Source organism: Kluyvera sichuanensis (genome assembly GCF_040930405.1).
Lineage (GTDB): Bacteria > Pseudomonadota > Gammaproteobacteria > Enterobacterales > Enterobacteriaceae > Kluyvera > Kluyvera sichuanensis.
Map to the genome: position 1 here is coordinate 2,548,017 of NZ_CP162271.1, position 17,673 is coordinate 2,565,689.

At 54.2% G+C, this 17,673-nt stretch carries 17 protein-coding genes and 1 other annotated feature; of the genes, 4 read left to right on the top strand and 13 right to left on the bottom strand.

The annotated features are described in order from the left end of the window. Positions 1-347: 347 nt before the first annotated feature. The 3 genes from clpB to rluD all read right to left on the bottom strand — a co-directional run bounded on the left by clpB (position 348) and on the right by rluD (position 4,759). Positions 348-2,921, bottom strand: coding sequence for an ATP-dependent chaperone ClpB (clpB, locus tag AB2B48_RS12425; RefSeq protein ID WP_368299298.1), 2,574 nt, complete (start codon positions 2,919-2,921; stop codon positions 348-350). A 129-nt stretch (positions 2,922-3,050) separates the two neighbouring features. Next, on the bottom strand, positions 3,051-3,782 hold the full coding sequence (yfiH, locus tag AB2B48_RS12430) for a purine nucleoside phosphorylase YfiH (protein ID WP_368299299.1): 732 nt from the start codon (positions 3,780-3,782) through the stop codon (positions 3,051-3,053). Further along, the gene (gene rluD, locus AB2B48_RS12435; protein WP_368299300.1) at positions 3,779-4,759 is read right to left on the bottom strand and encodes a 23S rRNA pseudouridine(1911/1915/1917) synthase RluD; all 981 of its coding nucleotides are present in this window, start codon (positions 4,757-4,759) and stop codon (positions 3,779-3,781) included. Before rluD ends, yfiH begins: the two co-directional genes overlap by 4 nt. A gap of 132 nt (positions 4,760-4,891) precedes the next feature. On the opposite strand from rluD, the gene bamD reads away from it, so the two are divergent. The 3 genes from bamD to pheA all read left to right on the top strand — a co-directional run bounded on the left by bamD (position 4,892) and on the right by pheA (position 7,676). Then, positions 4,892-5,635, top strand: coding sequence for an outer membrane protein assembly factor BamD (bamD, locus tag AB2B48_RS12440; RefSeq protein WP_062779280.1), 744 nt, complete (start codon positions 4,892-4,894; stop codon positions 5,633-5,635). 274 nt (positions 5,636-5,909) lie between these two features. After that, complete coding sequence (gene raiA / locus AB2B48_RS12445; protein ID WP_185668771.1) at positions 5,910-6,251, top strand: ribosome-associated translation inhibitor RaiA; 342 nt, start codon at positions 5,910-5,912, stop codon at positions 6,249-6,251. A gap of 116 nt (positions 6,252-6,367) precedes the next feature. Then, positions 6,368-6,492: a sequence feature (Phe leader region), on the top strand. Positions 6,493-6,515: 23 nt separating this feature from the next. Next, positions 6,516-7,676 carry a bifunctional chorismate mutase/prephenate dehydratase gene (pheA, locus tag AB2B48_RS12450; protein WP_333013172.1) on the top strand — a complete coding sequence of 387 codons (1,161 nt, stop codon included), beginning with the start codon at positions 6,516-6,518 and terminating at the stop codon, positions 7,674-7,676. Here the strand turns inward: pheA and AB2B48_RS12455 are convergent. From AB2B48_RS12455 to ffh, 10 genes are all read right to left on the bottom strand, one after another. After that, positions 7,673-8,545 carry an SMP-30/gluconolactonase/LRE family protein gene (locus tag AB2B48_RS12455; protein ID WP_368299301.1) on the bottom strand — a complete coding sequence of 291 codons (873 nt, stop codon included), beginning with the start codon at positions 8,543-8,545 and terminating at the stop codon, positions 7,673-7,675. The two genes, pheA and AB2B48_RS12455, sit on opposite strands and share 4 nt — an antisense overlap. 62 nt (positions 8,546-8,607) lie before the next feature. Next, positions 8,608-9,729, bottom strand: coding sequence for a bifunctional chorismate mutase/prephenate dehydrogenase (gene tyrA, locus AB2B48_RS12460; RefSeq protein ID WP_035894955.1), 1,122 nt, complete (start codon positions 9,727-9,729; stop codon positions 8,608-8,610). A gap of 9 nt (positions 9,730-9,738) precedes the next feature. Continuing rightward, the gene (aroF, locus tag AB2B48_RS12465) at positions 9,739-10,809 is read right to left on the bottom strand and encodes a 3-deoxy-7-phosphoheptulonate synthase AroF (protein WP_185668768.1); all 1,071 of its coding nucleotides are present in this window, start codon (positions 10,807-10,809) and stop codon (positions 9,739-9,741) included. 226 nt (positions 10,810-11,035) lie between these two features. Further along, positions 11,036-12,406 (bottom strand): PepSY-associated TM helix domain-containing protein, encoded by a 1,371-nt coding sequence (locus AB2B48_RS12470; protein WP_368299303.1) that lies wholly within the window; start codon positions 12,404-12,406, stop codon positions 11,036-11,038. A gap of 55 nt (positions 12,407-12,461) precedes the next feature. Next, positions 12,462-12,803 (bottom strand): DUF2946 domain-containing protein, encoded by a 342-nt coding sequence (locus AB2B48_RS12475; protein WP_368301955.1) that lies wholly within the window; start codon positions 12,801-12,803, stop codon positions 12,462-12,464. Positions 12,804-13,053: 250 nt separating this feature from the next. Beyond that, positions 13,054-13,401, bottom strand: a complete 348-nt coding sequence (gene rplS / locus AB2B48_RS12480) for a 50S ribosomal protein L19 (protein ID WP_006687325.1) — start codon at positions 13,399-13,401, stop codon at positions 13,054-13,056. Positions 13,402-13,442: 41 nt separating this feature from the next. Further along, a complete protein-coding gene (gene trmD, locus AB2B48_RS12485; protein ID WP_035894947.1) occupies positions 13,443-14,210 on the bottom strand; it encodes a tRNA (guanosine(37)-N1)-methyltransferase TrmD in 768 nt (255 codons plus the stop codon). Positions 14,211-14,240: 30 nt separating this feature from the next. After that, on the bottom strand, positions 14,241-14,789 hold the full coding sequence (rimM, locus tag AB2B48_RS12490) for a ribosome maturation factor RimM (protein WP_035894946.1): 549 nt from the start codon (positions 14,787-14,789) through the stop codon (positions 14,241-14,243). Between the two features lie 18 nt (positions 14,790-14,807). Next, complete coding sequence (rpsP, locus tag AB2B48_RS12495) at positions 14,808-15,056, bottom strand: 30S ribosomal protein S16 (protein WP_185064520.1); 249 nt, start codon at positions 15,054-15,056, stop codon at positions 14,808-14,810. Positions 15,057-15,278: 222 nt separating this feature from the next. Continuing rightward, on the bottom strand, positions 15,279-16,643 hold the full coding sequence (gene ffh, locus AB2B48_RS12500; RefSeq protein WP_185668765.1) for a signal recognition particle protein: 1,365 nt from the start codon (positions 16,641-16,643) through the stop codon (positions 15,279-15,281). 225 nt (positions 16,644-16,868) lie between these two features. Here ffh and AB2B48_RS12505 point away from each other — a divergent pair, with 225 nt between their 5' ends. Beyond that, complete coding sequence (locus AB2B48_RS12505; protein WP_185668764.1) at positions 16,869-17,660, top strand: cytochrome C assembly family protein; 792 nt, start codon at positions 16,869-16,871, stop codon at positions 17,658-17,660. Positions 17,661-17,673: the final 13 nt, after the last annotated feature.

The window sequence follows — 17,673 nt, forward strand, 5'->3', positions numbered from 1 at the left end:
ATCCGTATCTTCGAGTGCCCACACAGATTGTCTGATAAATTGTTAAAGAGCAGTGCCGCTTCGCTTTGTCAGCGGCGCGGGATGTGCATAATACGCTTTCCCGCTTCAGAGTCAAGCGTTTAATTTCGCTTTCTCTGTCGAGATTCTCAGGAGAACCTCGCTGACCCGGCGGCTTGTTTGCCGTTGTTCCGTGTCAGTGGAGGCGCATTATAGGGAGATACTGAGAAGTCGCAAGCATAAATTATAAAAAACTTATCGTTCGCTCACTTTTCATTCAACCCTCTTATTTTTGCCTGGTTTTTAAACAAAAACGAGCCCCAAAGGGCTCGTTTTCTTCTTTTTGTGACTTACTGCACTGCCACAATCTGGTCGTCTTTGACTTCCAGGCGGATAACTTTACCAGGAATCAGCTCGCCGGACAGAATCTGCTGGGCCAGCGGGTTTTCGATCTGCTGCTGGATAGCACGTTTCAACGGACGTGCACCATATACCGGATCGTAACCATTCTGACTCAGCAACTGCAGCGCTTCATCAGACATCTGCGTTTCGTAGCCACGCTCTTCCAGACGCTGGTAGAGTCGTTGCAGCTGAATCTGGGCAATCGACGCAATATGTTTTTCACCCAACGGATGGAAGACAACCACTTCATCTATACGGTTGATGAACTCTGGACGGAAGCTGTGGCTGACCACGCCCAGTACCAGATCTTTCATATGCCCGTAGTCCAGTTCGCCGAAACGTTCCTGAATCAGGTCAGAGCCGAGGTTAGAGGTCATGATGACCACCGTGTTACGGAAGTCGACCGTTCTCCCCTGCCCGTCGGTCAGACGACCGTCGTCCAGAACCTGCAGCAGAATGTTGAACACATCCGGATGCGCCTTCTCGACTTCATCCAGCAGGATGACAGAATAAGGACGACGACGAACCGCTTCCGTCAGATAACCGCCCTCTTCATAACCAACATATCCCGGAGGCGCACCGACCAGACGAGACACGGAGTGTTTCTCCATAAACTCGGACATGTCGATACGCACCATGGCGTCGTCGCTGTCGAACATAAAGTTAGCCAGCGCTTTACACAGTTCGGTTTTACCTACCCCGGTTGGCCCCAGGAACAGGAATGAACCAATCGGACGGTTAGGATCGGACAGCCCGGCACGGCTACGGCGAATCGCATTCGATACCGCTTCAACCGCTTCGTTCTGCCCAATCACGCGGCTGTGCAGATCCTGCTCCATACGCAGCAGTTTCTCACGCTCGCCTTCCAGCATGCGGGCAACCGGAATACCGGTCCAGCGCGCCAGCACTTCGGCAATCTCAGCATCCGTCACTTTATTACGTAACAGGCGCATGGTTTTACCTTCAGACTGCGTTGCCGCTTCCAGCTGTTTTTCCAGCTCTGGAATTTTGCCATACTGCAACTCGGACATCCGCGCCAGGTCGCCGACGCGACGCGCCTGCTCGATGGCGATTTTCGCCTGCTCCAGTTCTGCCTTAATCGTTTGCGTGCCGGAAAGGGAGGCTTTTTCCGCTTTCCACTCTTCTTCTAACTCAGAGTACTGACGCTCTTTATCGCTCAGCTCATCGTTCAGCATGTCGAGACGTTTCTTACTCGCCTCATCAGACTCTTTCATTAATGCCTGCTGTTCCAGCTTCAGCTGAATGATACGGCGGTCGAGTCGGTCGAGCTCTTCCGGCTTCGAGTCAATCTGCATACGAATACTGGACGCTGCTTCATCGATAAGGTCGATGGCTTTATCCGGCAACTGACGGTCGGCAATATAGCGGTGAGACAGCGTTGCTGCCGCCACGATTGCCGGGTCAGTAATCTGCACGTGGTGGTGCAGTTCATAACGTTCTTTCAAACCACGCAGAATCGCGATGGTGTCTTCTACCGTTGGCTCAGCGACAAACACTTTCTGGAATCGACGTTCCAGCGCCGCATCTTTTTCGATGTACTGACGGTATTCATCCAGCGTCGTCGCGCCTACGCAGTGGAGTTCCCCACGCGCCAGCGCCGGTTTCAGCATGTTGCCAGCATCCATCGCGCCGTCGGCTTTACCCGCCCCGACCATGGTATGCAGCTCATCGATAAACAGGATGACATTGCCTTCCTGTTTCGCCAGGTCGTTCAGTACGCCTTTCAGACGCTCTTCAAACTCACCGCGGTATTTCGCCCCGGCCACCAGCGCGCCCATATCCAGCGCCAGTACACGGCGGCCTTTTAAGCCTTCCGGAACTTCACCGTTAATAATGCGCTGCGCCAGCCCTTCAACAATGGCCGTTTTACCGACGCCCGGTTCACCGATTAACACCGGGTTGTTTTTCGTACGACGCTGCAGTACCTGAATGGTACGGCGAATTTCTTCATCACGGCCGATAACCGGGTCAAGTTTGCCCTGCTCGGCGCGCTCGGTCAGATCGACCGTGTATTTTTTCAATGCCTGACGTTGGTCTTCGGCACCCTGGTCATTCACGCTTTCACCCCCGCGCATCTGTTCAATAGCCTGAGTAATATTGGCCGTTGTCGCCCCCGCTGATTTCAGCAGGTCAGTCAGAGTGCCACGTGACTCAAGCGCCGCCAGAACGAACAGCTCTGACGAAATAAAGTTATCGTTGCGTTTTTGCGCCAGCTTGTCGCAAAGATTCAACACGCGCATCAGATCCTGAGACGGCTGCACGTCTCCACCGGTGCCTTCCACCTGAGGTAAACGGCTCAACGCCTGATCGATAGCGGTACGCAACTGGCCAGCATTAATGCCAGCAGAGGTTAATAAAGGACGTACCGAGCCCCCTTCCTGATTCAGCAAGGCGCTCATTAAGTGAAGAGGTTCGATAAATTGGTTGTCGTGCCCCAGTGCGAGCGACTGGGCATCGGCAAGAGCAAGCTGGAATTTATTGGTAAGACGATCCAGACGCATGACTCCTCCCATACTAGGTCAAATTTGCTACAGGAGATTAAATGAGGTCATCCCTCAATTATTCAAGGTTAAATGACCTGGTCAATGAGAAAAAAATGTCTGCCTTCTGGATCGTCTTGATTCTATAGGTTATATCAGCCAGATGAAACTTGCCATACGACCCGTAGTACGGTCACGGCGGTAAGAGAAGAAATCATCTTTTTCGCTGAAGGTACAGCGGTCACCACCAAAGAGTGCGGTTACGCCGATATTCCCCAAACGCTGACGCGCCAGCTGGTAGATATCAGCATAGTATTTTTCGCCGGCAGGACGGAAGGCGCTAACCGCATTGGCATCTTTCGCCATAAACGCTTCACGCACTTCCGGGCCGACTTCGAAAGCCAGCGGCCCAATCGCCGGGCCAAGCCAGGCAATAATGTTCTCTGGGCTATCTTTGAAGCAGGCAACGGTCTCTTCCAGCACGCCGTCGCACAGCCCGCGCCATCCGGCATGCGCTGCGGCGACTTCGGTTCCGGCTTTATTACAGAAAAGCACCGGCAGACAATCGGCTGTCATCACCGCACACACGGTCCCGGGCGTATTGCTATAGGAAGCATCGGCGCGCTTAGAGGCATAAGGTTCACCGGTCAGATGCAGAACCTCTTTACCGTGTACCTGCTCAAGCCACACCGGTTTCGACGGCAGTTTACCTGCCGCAAACATACGCTTACGGTTCTCTTCTACGTGATCAAGATTATCGCCACAGTGGGCACCGAGATTCAGAGAATCCCACGCCCCTTCGCTAACCCCGCCCACGCGCGTTGAACTGCAGGCCGCTACGCTTGCTGGCAGCGGCCACTCCGGGACAATGATTTTGGTCATAGCCAGTCTACGTCATCCTTATGTTCTTCAAAGTCGTCGCGCATCACTTCGATCAGATCAACCATATCCTGCGGGATTGGCGCATGCCATTCCATTTCAATCCCCGAAATCGGGTGATAGAGACGCAGCATGGTCGCGTGAAGCGCCTGACGGTCAAACTTACGCAGTACGGAAATGAACTCATCCGATGCGCCTTTCGGCGGACGCGGGCGGCCACCATAGACCTGATCGCCCACCAGTGAATGGGTGATATGCGCCATGTGCACGCGGATCTGGTGCGTACGTCCGGTTTCCAGACGCAGCCGCAGACGCGTGTGCACACGGAAGTGTTCCATAATGCGATAGTGCGTTACCGCCGGTTTACCCATCGGGTGTACCGCCATGTGCGTACGCTTGGTCGGGTGACGGCTGATCGGTTCTTCAACGCTACCGCCTGCGGTCATGTGACCAATCGCGACCGCTTCGTACTCGCGGGTGATCTCACGCAGCTGCAGCGATTCCACCAGACGCGTTTGCGCCGGAACGGTTTTCGCCACCACCATCAAACCGGTCGTGTCTTTATCCAGACGGTGTACGATGCCCGCACGCGGTACATCGGCAATCGGCGGATAGTAGTGCAGCAGCGCGTTCAGTACCGTGCCGTCCGGGTTACCAGCGCCAGGGTGCACCACGAGGTCACGTGGTTTGTTGATGACCATGATGTCGTCATCTTCATAAACGATATCGAGTGGGATATCCTGCGCTTCAAAGCGGATCTCTTCGTCAATTTCGGCGTCAATAGAGACGGTTTCGCCGCCCATGACTTTCTCTTTTGGCTTGTCTGAAACTTTGCCATTTACCTGTACGCGTTGGTCGAGGATCCATTCTTTTATGCGCGAACGCGAATAATCAGGGAACATTTCGGCCAAAGCCTGATCTAAGCGTTGTCCAAGTTGTGACTCGGACACCGTTGCGGTGAGTTGTACTCGTTGTGCCATATACAGCTTCTTCGTTAACGTTGGGTTTTTACGGCTTCGCCGTTTAATATAGTGTGCTATTGTAGCTGGTCTTAATCGGGAACAGGAACTATGAATATCCCGTATAAACATTTTGAGGAAAGTCAAAACGTCATGACGCGCATGAAATATCTGGTGGCAGCGGCCACGTTGAGCCTGGCTTTGGCGGGGTGCTCTGGTTCAAAGGACGAAGTTCCTGATAATCCGCCTAATGAAATCTACGCAACTGCTCAGCAAAAGCTGCAGGACGGTAACTGGAAACAGGCAATAACGCAACTGGAAGCGTTGGATAACCGCTATCCGTTTGGACCATATTCTCAGCAGGTTCAGCTGGATCTGATCTACGCATACTATAAAAATGCCGATCTGCCGCTGGCCCAGGCCGCAATTGACCGTTTCATCCGTCTGAATCCAACCCATCCGAACATCGACTACGTGATGTACATGCGTGGTCTGACGAATATGGCGCTGGATGATAGCGCGCTGCAGGGCTTCTTCGGCGTCGATCGTTCCGACCGCGATCCGCAGCACGCGCGTGACGCATTCAATGACTTCTCGAAGCTGGTGCGCGGCTACCCGAACAGTCAGTACGTCACCGATGCCAACAAGCGTCTGGTCTTCCTGAAAGATCGTCTGGCGAAATATGAACTTTCCGTTGTTGATTACTACACTGCACGTGGTGCATGGGTAGCCGTGGTTAACCGCACTGAAAACATGATGCGTAACTACCCGGACACTCAGGCCACCCGCGACGCGCTTCCTAAGATGGAAAACGCCTATCGTGAAATGCAGATGACCGCGCAGGCTGACAAAGTCGCAAAAATCATTGCGGCCAACAGCAAAAACACTCAGTCCTGATTCGGACAATCCTATCAAGCAAAACGGCAGCCCTGAGGCTGCCGTTTTTTTATTCGTTTTACGTCATTGCTGAAGCGGTTTAGCTCCAGGTCATCCTATCAAATATGGCTGCATTTTCCCGAACCGACAAGTAAAAAATCACTTCTTCCTGTCCTGACTCACAAAATGAATGCACTGACAAAAAGTGACAAAATAATGTGATCTTTATCACACATTTTAACCAAATCCGAGGTATGCTGGAATCACCAAGACGGAAAGACAAGAGGTAAAATTTATGACAATGAACATTACCAGTAAACAAATGGAAATTACTCCGGCTATTCGCCAGCATGTCGCAGACCGTCTCTCAAAATTGGAAAAATGGCAAACCCACTTAATCAACCCGCATATCATCCTGTCCAAAGAGCCACAGGGATTTGTAGCGGACGCCACGATGAATACCCCGAACGGGCATCTGGTCGCCAGCGCTAAACATGAAGATATGTACACCGCCATTAACGAATTGATCAACAAGCTGGAACGGCAGCTCAATAAGGTGCAACACAAAGGGGAAGCCCGTCGCGCCACCACATCGGTGAAAGACGCAAGCTTCGTAGAAGAAGTTGAAGAAGAGTAAACTGAACTTTGTACTTTAATGTGTATCGCCAACGCGCCTTCGGGCGCGTTTTTTATTGACAGAACGAAAACAGAGCGGGTACTGTAAAACCTCACCACACTAAGGAATTAACCTGCTGTGATACGACTACCGTTTTTCTTCGCATTCTTTTTTACCTTCCCCTGATTGGGAGGCGTTTCGTCGTGAGATAAAGAATGCGAAGACGAACAATAAGGCCTCCCACCCGGGAGGCCTTTTTTATTGATAACAAGAAAGGCAAACATGATGACTTCGGAAAACCCGTTATTGGCAATACGCGATAAGATAAGCGCCCTAGATGAAAAACTGGTCAGCCTGCTGGCAGAACGCCGCGGCCTCGCCGTGGAAGTTGGCAAAGCCAAGCTGGCCTCCCATCGCCCGGTGCGCGACATCGACCGCGAGCGTGACCTGCTGGAGCGTCTTATCACCATCGGCAAAACCCACCAGCTTGATGCGCACTACATCACGCGGCTGTTCCAGCTCATCATTGAAGATTCGGTACTCACCCAGCAAACCCTGCTGCAACAGCATTTAAACCAGATTAACCCGCACTCAGCGCGCATCGCGTTTCTGGGACCAAAAGGGTCGTACTCCCATCTGGCGGCACGCCAGTACGCAGCTCGCCACTTTGAACAGTTCATCGAAAGCGGCTGCCTGAAGTTCGCCGATATCTTTAATCAGGTCGAGACCGGTCAGGCCGACTACGCCGTCGTGCCGATTGAAAATACCAGCTCCGGCGGGATTAACGATGTCTACGATCTGTTGCAGCACACCAGCCTGTCGATTGTGGGCGAGATGACGGTGCCTATCGACCACTGCGTGCTGGTGAACGGTACAACGACGCTTGAAACCATCGAGACGGTCTACAGCCACCCGCAGCCGTTCCAGCAGTGCAGCCAGTTCCTGAGCCACTACCCGCAGTGGAAAATTGAGTACACCGAGAGCACCTCGGCGGCGATGGAAAAAGTGGCGCAGGCCAACTCCCCGACCGTTGCCGCGCTGGGCAGTGAAGCCGGTGGCAAGCTGTACGGCCTGCAGGTACTGGAGCATTGCCAGGCTAACCAGACGCAGAACATTACCCGCTTCCTGGTGCTGGCACGCAAATCGGTGAACGTCTCCGATCAGGTTCCAGCGAAAACGACCCTGCTTATCGCGACCGGACAACAGGCCGGTGCGCTGGTTGAAGCGCTGCTGGTCCTGCGCAACCACAACCTGATCATGACCAAGCTCGAATCACGTCCTATTCATGGCAACCCGTGGGAAGAGATGTTTTATCTCGACATCCAGGCCAACCTGGAATCCCTGCCGATGCAAAAGGCGCTGAAAGAGCTCTCCGGGATCACCCGTTCCATGAAAGTGCTGGGCTGCTACCCAAGCGAAAACGTGGTCCCCGTCGACCCGGTTTAACGTTCAATAAACGGCAGCTTCTTCATCCCTGCTACCTCTACCGGCAGGGTGAAGATGGCGCCGGAAAGCGGATACTGCGCCACCTCCTCCGCCGACATATTCTCGCGGGTGGTGGTGATAAACAGCGTGCGCCTATCCGCGCCACCAAAGCACACCATCGTCGGGCAGCGCACCGGCAAGCGATACTCGGCGAGCTGTTCACCCGTTGGTGAGAAGCGTGCAATCCGCCAACCATCAAACATCGCGCTCCAGTAGCATCCTTCTTCGTCGATAGCCGCCCCGTCAGGAATGCCTTCTCCCGTTTTAAACTGACGAAACACCTCACGCTTTTGCGGCTCGCCATGCTCATCCAACGGCGTACGGTAAATCACGCCGTTTGGCGTATCGGAGGTATACATCCAGCGTTTATCTTCGCTAAAGGCCAGCCCGTTGGCGCCGTGAATATCGCACTGCACCACTTTCGGCGTCAGCTGATTATCAATCCGCACCAGCAGCGCGCCGTTATAGTCACCCGGTCCCCAGAAGGTGCCGGCGTAAAAGCGCCCATCACGGTCAGTACCGCCGTCGTTAAATCGCGCCAGCTGCGGGTTACTCGGGTTATCGCAAACTTTATGCTGCAGCAGTCCACGGCTGTCGGCAAGCCAGATGGCGCTGCGTAGAGCGACAATAAAGCCACCGTTCTCCCGCAGGGAAAAACAGCCCACCTCTTCCGGGAACTGTAAAACCCGGTGCTCACCGGTCGCCAGCGCATAGCGGTGAATTTCACACTCCATGATATCGGCCCAGTAAAGCGCTTGTTCCGCTTCGCTCCAGGTCGGGCATTCCGGCAGGTGGCCGGTGTAATCAAACAGCAGGTTTGCGTCAGCCATTCTGTTCATCCCATAAAAAAAGCCAGAGGATTTCCCCTGGCTTTCAAGTATATACAGTTTCGTTATTGCCGACTGTCGTTCGCCTGCCGTAACAGGACGCGGCTCTCACTCTGGAAGCGCTGCGCGTAGTCACCGAACCAGTGTTCAACTTTGCGGAAGCTGTCGATAAACGCCTGCTTGTTCCCCTGCTCCAGCAGGCCGATAGCCTCTCCGAAACGCTGGTAGTAGCGTTTAATCAGCGCCAGGTTGTTACCGGACGACATAATGATGTCAGCATACAGCTGCGGGTCCTGAGCGAACAGTCGCCCGACCATCGCCAGTTCGAGGCGGTAAATCGGTGACGAGAGCGCCAGCAGTTGCTCTAGCTGGACGTTCTCTTCCGCCAGATGCAGGCCGTAAGCGAAGGTCGCAAAGTGGCGCAGCGCCTGGATAAAGGCCATGTTCTGGTCGTGCTCTACTGCGCTGATGCGATGCAGACGCGCGCCCCAGACCTGAATCTGTTCGAGGAACCACTGGTACGCTTCCGGCTGACGGCCATCGCAGTACACCACCACCTGTTTTGCCAGGCTGCCGCTGTCCGGGCCAAACATCGGGTGCAGCCCTAAAACGGGGCCCTGGTGCGCGGAAAGCATGGCCTGTAACGGGCCCGCTTTCACCGACGCCAGATCGACAAGAATACAATCCGCTGGCAGCGGCGGCAGCTTCTCAATGATTTGCTCGGTCACGTGAATAGGGACGCTGACAATCACCATTCCGGCGTCAGCGACCAACTCTGGCGCGCGTGCCCAGTCATCTTTCTCCAGCGTCCGTACCTGATAGCCTGACAGCGTCAGCATCTTTTCAAACAGCCGCCCCATCTGGCCACCGCCACCCACGATCACCACCGGGCGCAGCGACGGACACAGGGTTTTAAAGCCTTTGTCGTTTTCGCTGGAGTAAGATTCACGCATTACGCGACGCAGCACATCTTCAATCAAATCGGGCGGCACGCCCAACGCGGCCGCCTCTTTGCGGCGTGAAGCCAGCATCGACGCTTCACGCTCCGGGACGTAAATCGGTAAGCCATATTTGCTTTTGACTTCCCCGACTTCCGCCACCAGTTCCAGGCGCTTAGCCAGCAGGCTCAGCAGCGCTTTATCTACTTCATCAATTTGATCGCGCAGCGCGGTCAGTTCAGCAACCATACAATCCTCTTACGCCAGACGAGCCGCCAGATGGCCGCGCAAATCCTTGTCGAGCTCACGCAGCAGCGCATCCGTCGCTTCCCAGCTAATACAGGCATCGGTAACCGATACACCGTATTTCATCTCACAGCGCGGCTGCTCGGAAGACTGGTTACCTTCGTGAATATTGCTCTCAATCATCAAACCAATAATGGAACGGTTACCATCCTTGATCTGTGCGACAACGGATTCCGCCACCGCAGGCTGACGGCGGTAGTCTTTATTGGAATTACCATGACTGCAATCTACCATCAGCGATGCGCGCAGTCCTGCTTGTTCCATCTCTTTTTCACACTGCGCCACATCTTCCGGGCCGTAGTTCGGTTTTTTACCGCCGCGCAGGATCACATGACCATCCGGGTTACCCTGAGTACGCAGCAGGCAGACCTGACCGGCCTGGTTGATACCGACAAAGCGGTGTGGCATCGCCGCCGCACGCATAGCGTTGATAGCGGTCGCCAGTGAACCATCGGTACCGTTTTTGAAACCAACCGGCATCGACAGACCAGACGCCATTTCACGGTGGGTCTGAGATTCGGTAGTACGCGCACCAATCGCGGACCAGCTAAACAGGTCGCCCAGGTACTGCGGGCTGTTCGGGTCCAGCGCTTCGGTTGCCAGCGGCAGCCCCATGCTGACCAGTTCTACCAACAGATTACGCGCAATTTTCAGACCACCTTCCACATCAAACGAGCCATCCATGTGCGGATCGTTGATAAGCCCTTTCCAGCCAACGGTAGTACGAGGCTTTTCAAAATAGACGCGCATAACCAGGTAGAGGCTATCGCTGACCTCTTCCGCAAGGGTTTTAAATCGACGCGCGTATTCGATGGCAGCTTCAGGATCGTGAATAGAGCAAGGCCCACACACTACCAGCAGGCGCGGATCGCGGCCGGCGATAATGTCAGAAATCGTTTTACGTGACTGGGCGATTTGCGCTTCCTGCTCAACGGTGAGCGGGAATTCAGCTTTCAACTGATCCGGGGTGATCAGAATCTGTTCATCGGCGATATTTACGTTATTCAGCGCGTCTTTTTGCATGTTGGCATTACCTGTTATGGCTCGTTTGCGATAGTGGTTTCCTCAATGAGGTGCAGCCACAATATCATAATGAGTAAAGATTTCAATCCAAAATGCGTAAATTATTATTTACAGACACCATTTAATAGCAAAATAATCGCCCAATAAGTGTAAATTAAAAATTACACACATAAAAAAGGCGAGCACCTGCGTACTCGCCCTACGATCCACAACGGCACTGAGGCCGCTACTCAGCCGTCTGCGACACCCGCTGAACCATCGTATTACGCCAGCGTAACCAGTCGATAATCACAAACAGTAGCAGGCTCGCCCCCATCACCGGCAACGCCAGGCCGAACGCTATCGCCAGCAGCAGTGTGAGAACCCTGCCAGGAAGAGCCAGCGCCAGCCAGCTTTGCGCCAACGTCTGGACAGCGCTCACCGATGACTGCGCCGGGCGTTTGATCCACCAGAGGCGATAGCCCATGACGATCGCGACACAGAGCGCCAGGCCAAACGCCATCAGCAGCAGCTGGTTAGGCAGGCCGAACAGCACGCCCATGTGAAAATCCACGCCCCAACGGGTGAGTTTTGCCATCAGCGGGAAATCGGCGAACTGGGTATAGTCGAGAATAGCCAGCGAGCCGGGATCGATAGCCACCGCATCAACCTGCGTCGGCCAGCGACGATCGATTTCCGTCACCGTCCAGGCGCGATCCACACTGCGCGGTGGCCGGATTTCGAGATGTATTGCATCAATACCACCTCGTTGTGCCGCCTGGAGGATCGCATCAATCCGATCTACGGCGATCGGCGGCTCGCTCATCACCATTCCCTGATGATGAGAATGGTGCTCCGCATGCGGGTCCATCAGCATCGCCTCACGACCGTGTAGCTGGGTATTCACCTGTGGCGTCAACCAGCCAAAGGTGGCACGAAGCTTATCAACGTTGCCGCCCGCCCATTGGGACCAGGTTAAGCCGGTCGCCGAAAACAGCAGCATGCCGGCAAGCAGACACCAACCAAGGGTGACGTGAACGCGGCGGGTATTCTGCAGACGGTTTTTGATGCGGCGTTTTGGCCGGGTAAAGGCCCACAGTGCAACCCCACCCAGCGCAGCAACCCACATCCATGATGCCGCCAGCTCACTGTACAAACGTCCGATATCCCCCAACAGTAGCGAGCGATGGGCATAATCAATCCACTGGCGCAGCGGTAAGATGCCGCTGGTGCCGTAGACCGTCATATCGCCTTTCACCGCGAGGGTTATCGGGTCGATAAAGATCGCGCGGTTCTCAGAGGGCGCAAGCGCGGGGTCGTCAAACATCACCCGCGTCGTCTCCCCCGCCTCCAGCGCAGGCCGTACCGCGCTCAGACGCAGCGGTGTACCCAACGCACGTTCCGCCACGGCGATTTGTTCAGCGAGCGAATGTCGTTCACCGCTCATCTCCCCCTGTAGCGCCTGACGATACATCAGGTTCTCCAGCTGAGGCGTGGCGACATACAGCGTGCCGGTCAGGGCTGCGACGAAAATAAAGGGCCCGACAAACAGGCCGATAAAAAAATGCAGGCGGCGCAGCAGGTGCACCCATGCCGCCCGCGAGGTGCAGGTTGTCATACTCTTCCTTTATGCAAACGAGAGCGATGAGACGCTAAAGCGTCAGTTATCGTTATTAAGCAGGTAAAGCAGACGGCACCGGTGGCGCACGGGTATCGGGGAAGAGCCAGGGGAAGTCACGCCAGTGAAAAACCAACGACGGGAGAGGCGCGGTCGTCACCCGAAGCATCAGTGCGCTTAGCAAAACGCACAGGGCCAGAATCAGGCCCGGGACATGGGTGAGAAGCACGCAGTAGCCGCAGGCCTCACCGTGATCGATAGGCATGCTTTCAGGGGCAGAATGGTGAGCTGGCATTGGCATCGACATGCTCATGTCATGATGCATGCCCGGCATGGCGCTCATGGGCGATTGCTGCAACGAAATCGAGATGAGCGGGGCAACAATAATCAGCGCCATAGCAAACAGCGCCAGCCAGGCGGCTCGCTGTTTTAGTGCTGATAGATTGAAGGCTTTTCTGCTCACTCGACTCTCCTGATGCGAGCGGGCATTGTAAATGATTTAGCTAATAACTGTTAACGAGAGGTGCCATTTTTTATGGGGGATTTTTAAACCGTTAGCGTTACACAGTGCCATAGCTGACCACATATATAAAAAAGGGCCAGCCTTTCGGCCAGCCCTTTTTAACAGGATGTCGCTTGCGCGAATCTTAGTTAAGACGCTCTTTGATACGAGCAGACTTACCAGTGCGCTCACGCAGGTAGTACAGTTTAGCTTTACGTACAGCACCACGACGTTTAACAGCAATGCTGTCAACAACTGGAGAGTGAGTCTGGAAGACACGCTCAACGCCTTCGCCGTTGGAAATTTTACGAACAGTGAATGCAGAGTGCAGACCGCGGCTACGAATAGCGATAACCACGCCCTCAAATGCCTGCAGACGTTTTTTGGAACCTTCAACAACCCATACTTTCACTTCCACGGTATCACCCGGACGGAAGGAAGGTACGTCCTGCTTCATCTGTTCTTGTTCAAGTTGCTTAATAATGTTGCTCATAATTTAATCTCTTATCCTGGGTAAACTGATATTTGGGGGTCTCAGACCAGCCCATCATGTTTATGTTGCTGTTGTGCGTGTTCCTGTTTGAACTCCGCCAGCAACCTTGCTTGCTCTTCAGTCAGAGCCAGGTTTTCCAGAAGTTCAGGTCTTCTAAGCCAGGAGCGGCCCAGCGACTGCTTCAAACGCCAGCGACGTATCTCAGCATGGTTTCCCGACAGCAGAACCGGCGGTACCTCCATCCCTTCCAACACTTCAGGGCGAGTATAGTGTGGACAGTCCAGCAATCCATCAGCAAACGAATCTTCGAATGCTGAAGCTTCATGACCCAGTACGCCCGGAATAAACCGGGACACGGAGTCGATCAGCGTCATTGCCGGTAACTCACCACCGCTGAGAACGTAATCGCCGATAGACCATTCTTCGTCAATCTCGGTCTGAATCACGCGCTCATCTATGCCTTCGTAGCGACCACATACCAGAATCAGCTTTTGATTCGTGGCCAGTTCGCTGACGCCCGCTTGATCAAGCTTGCGTCCCTGAGGTGACAGATAAATCACCTTCGCGCCTTCACCTGCCGCGGCTTTTGCTGCATGAATGGCGTCCCGTAAAGGTTGCACCATCATTAACATCCCCGGTCCGCCGCCGTAAGGACGATCGTCCACGGTACGGTGCCGGTCATGCGTGAAGTCACGAGGACTCCAGCTCTGGATGTTCAGCAGGCCATTTTTAACTGCCCGGCCAGTTACCCCGTAATCGGTAATTGCGCGGAACATTTCAGGAAACAGGCTAATTATGCCAATCCACATAGCGCCGTCTTTTACCGTTTATCCGGTGGTTTAAAAACCAGGATCCCAATCTACTTCGATAGTACGAGTAGCGAGATCGACTTTCTTGATAACCTGCCCATCGAGGAACGGAACCAACCGCTCCTTGATGCCAAATGCATCTTTCAGGTTTGCCTTAATGACGAGAACGTCATTTGACCCGGTTTCCATCATATCGATGACTTTACCGAGACCGTAGCCTTCAGTGGTTACTACCTGGCAGCCCATCAGGTCTTTCCAGTAATAGCTTCCATCTTCCAGCGCCGGCAGCTGCGAGGAATCTACGATAATTTCGCAGTTCGTCAGCAGATTCGCGGCATCGCGATCGTCAACGCCTTTCAGCTTAATGACGATATCCTGATTGTGGTAGCGCCAGCTTTCCAGCTCAACGGTCTGCCACTGACCCGCCTTCTGGATTAACCAGGGCTGATAGTCAAAAATGCTTTCGGCGTCTTCGGTGGAGGAAAACACTCTGAGCCAACCACGGATACCGTAGGAAGAACCCATTTTCCCCAATACGATCGGATCAACAGGTGCTTGTGCGGTGTGTTGCTTGCTCATCATGACCACCGTGACAGATTAAGCTGCTTTCTTAGCTTCTTTGATCAGCGCAGATACGCGATCAGAGATAGTTGCGCCCTGGCCAACCCAGTGTGCGATACGATCCAGGTCCAGACGGGTGCCTTCTTCAGTCGCAGAAGCGATTGGGTTGAAGAAGCCAACGCGCTCGATGAAGCGACCGTTGCGTGCGTTACGGCTGTCAGTAACAACAACCTGGTAGAACGGACGCTTTTTAGCGCCGTGACGAGCTAAACGAATAGTTACCATAACATCCTCTTGTGTGAATAGAACAACCGGGCCCCATCGAGGGAAGGGGCCCGGTGTCATATTAAAAGCCCGAAAATTTTACTCATTTCTGGGGGAATTGCAATCAACATCTGCCTTTTACCGCACGATAACCAGGGCGTTATCGTCATAGGCAGAGCAAAGTCGGCGTGTTTGTCATTGTCGAAGTGCGCTAACCGAAGCCAGCACACTTCAACGGAGGGATTAACGGCCAGGGAATCCTGGTGGCATCATCCCTTTCATTCCGCGCATCATTTTCATCATGCCGCCCTTCGACTTCATCTTCTTCATCATGCGCTGCATGTCGTCGAACTGCTTCAGCAGACGGTTCACGTCCTGCACCTGCAGGCCGCAGCCCTGGGCGATACGACGTTTGCGGGAGCCTTTGATGATTTCCGGCTTCGCGCGCTCTTTCAGCGTCATCGAGTTGATGATCGCTTCCATACGCACCAGCACTTTGTCATCCATCTGGGATTTGACGTTGTCCGGGAGCTGGCCCATGCCCGGCAGTTTGCCCATCAGGCTTGCCATGCCGCCCATGTTTTTCATCTGCTTAAGCTGGTCTAAGAAGTCGTTCAGGTCGAAACCGTCGCCCTTCTTAAGCTTAGTCGCCAGCTTCTCAGCCTGCGCGCGGTCAACCTTGCTTTCGATATCTTCGATAAGCGACAGCACGTCGCCCATGCCGAGGATACGGGAGGCGATACGATCCGGGTGGAACGGCTCCAGCGCTTCGGTTTTCTCGCCGACGCCGAGGAACTTGATTGGCTTACCGGTAATGTGGCGAATAGAGAGCGCCGCACCGCCGCGCGCATCACCGTCAACCTTGGTCAACACCACGCCGGTCAGCGGCAGCGCTTCGTTGAAGGCCTTGGCGGTATTCGCCGCATCCTGACCGGTCATTGCGTCGACGACAAACAGGGTTTCAACCGGCTTGATCGCCGCGTGAACCTGCTTGATTTCGTCCATCATCGCTTCATCAACGTGCAGACGACCGGCGGTATCCACCAGCAGCACGTCGTAGAATTTCAGCTTCGCTTCTTTCAGCGCCGCGTTAACGATGTCGATAGGCTTCTGGCCCACGTCGGACGGGAAGAAGTCTACGCCAACCTGTTCAGCCAGGGTTTCCAGCTGTTTGATCGCCGCCGGGCGATAAACGTCGGCAGAGACGACCAGCACTTTCTTCTTGTGCTTCTCGCGCAGAAACTTACCGAGCTTACCAACGCTCGTGGTTTTACCCGCACCCTGCAGGCCCGCCATCAGCACTACGGCCGGTGGTTGCGCCGCCAGGTTTAGCGTCTCGTTCTCTTCGCCCATCGCCGAAACCAGTTCGCTACGAACGATTTTGACGAACTCCTGACCCGGGGTCAGGCTCTTGTTAACTTCGTGACCAACCGCTTTTTCTTTTACGCGATTGATAAAATCACGCACTACCGGCAGCGCAACGTCAGCCTCCAGCAGCGCCATGCGCACTTCGCGCAGCGTCTCTTTTACGTTGTCTTCAGTAAGGCGTCCACGGCCACTGATATTGCGCAGCGTGCGCGACAAACGATCGGTTAAATTATCAAACATTGTCTCTCGCCTGGGGTGGAAACGTGAGTCGCTAGCGCGACCAAAAATACGGAAATTTGCCGGAGTATAACACGACAGCGGAGGAGTTGTGATGCTGCGGTTAGCGCTGCATCACGTTACGCCATTCACATCATCCTTCACGCAGGCTATGCGCCTTGATACAACTCGAATGATTTTGCGTATATACTGCTTCTCTTTCTTCTATTTGACGACTGCCGACACTTTATGCCTGTTTTTGCCCTGCTCGCGCTTGTTGCCTACTCCATCAGCCTGGCGCTGATCATTCCCGGTCTGCTGCAAAAAAACAGCGGCTGGCGGCGTATGGCGATTCTTTCTGCCACCGTTGCGCTGGTGTGCCACGCGTTTGCGCTGGAAGCCCGTATTCTGCCGGGCGGTGAAAGCGGGCAGAACCTCAGCCTATTGAACGTCGGCTCGCTGGTGAGCCTGATGATCTGTACGGTGATGACCATCGTCGCCTCGCGAAACCGCGGCTGGCTGCTGTTGCCCATCGTCTACGCTTTTGCGCTGATCAACCTCGCCTTCGCCACCTTTATGCCCAACGAGTTTATTACTCACCTGGAAGCCACCCCGGGAATGATGGTGCATATCGGTCTGTCGCTGTTCTCCTACGCCACGCTGATTATTGCCGCGCTGTATGCGCTGCAACTGGCGTGGATTGACTATCAGCTTAAGAACAAGAAGCTGGCGTTCAGCCATGAAATGCCGCCGCTGATGGTCATTGAACGTAAAATGTTTCACATCACCCAGGTTGGCGTCGTGCTGCTCACACTGACGCTCTGTACCGGCCTGTTTTACATGCATAACCTCTTTAGCATGGAAAATATCGACAAGGCCGTCCTTTCCATCATCGCCTGGTTCGTCTATATCGTCTTGTTATGGGGCCACTATCATGAAGGGTGGCGCGGACGCCGAGTTGTCTGGTTTAACGTTGCCGGCGCTGGCATCCTGACGCTCGCCTACTTCGGTAGCCGTGTCATTCAACAATTCGTGGGCTAAGTACTAAGGAATC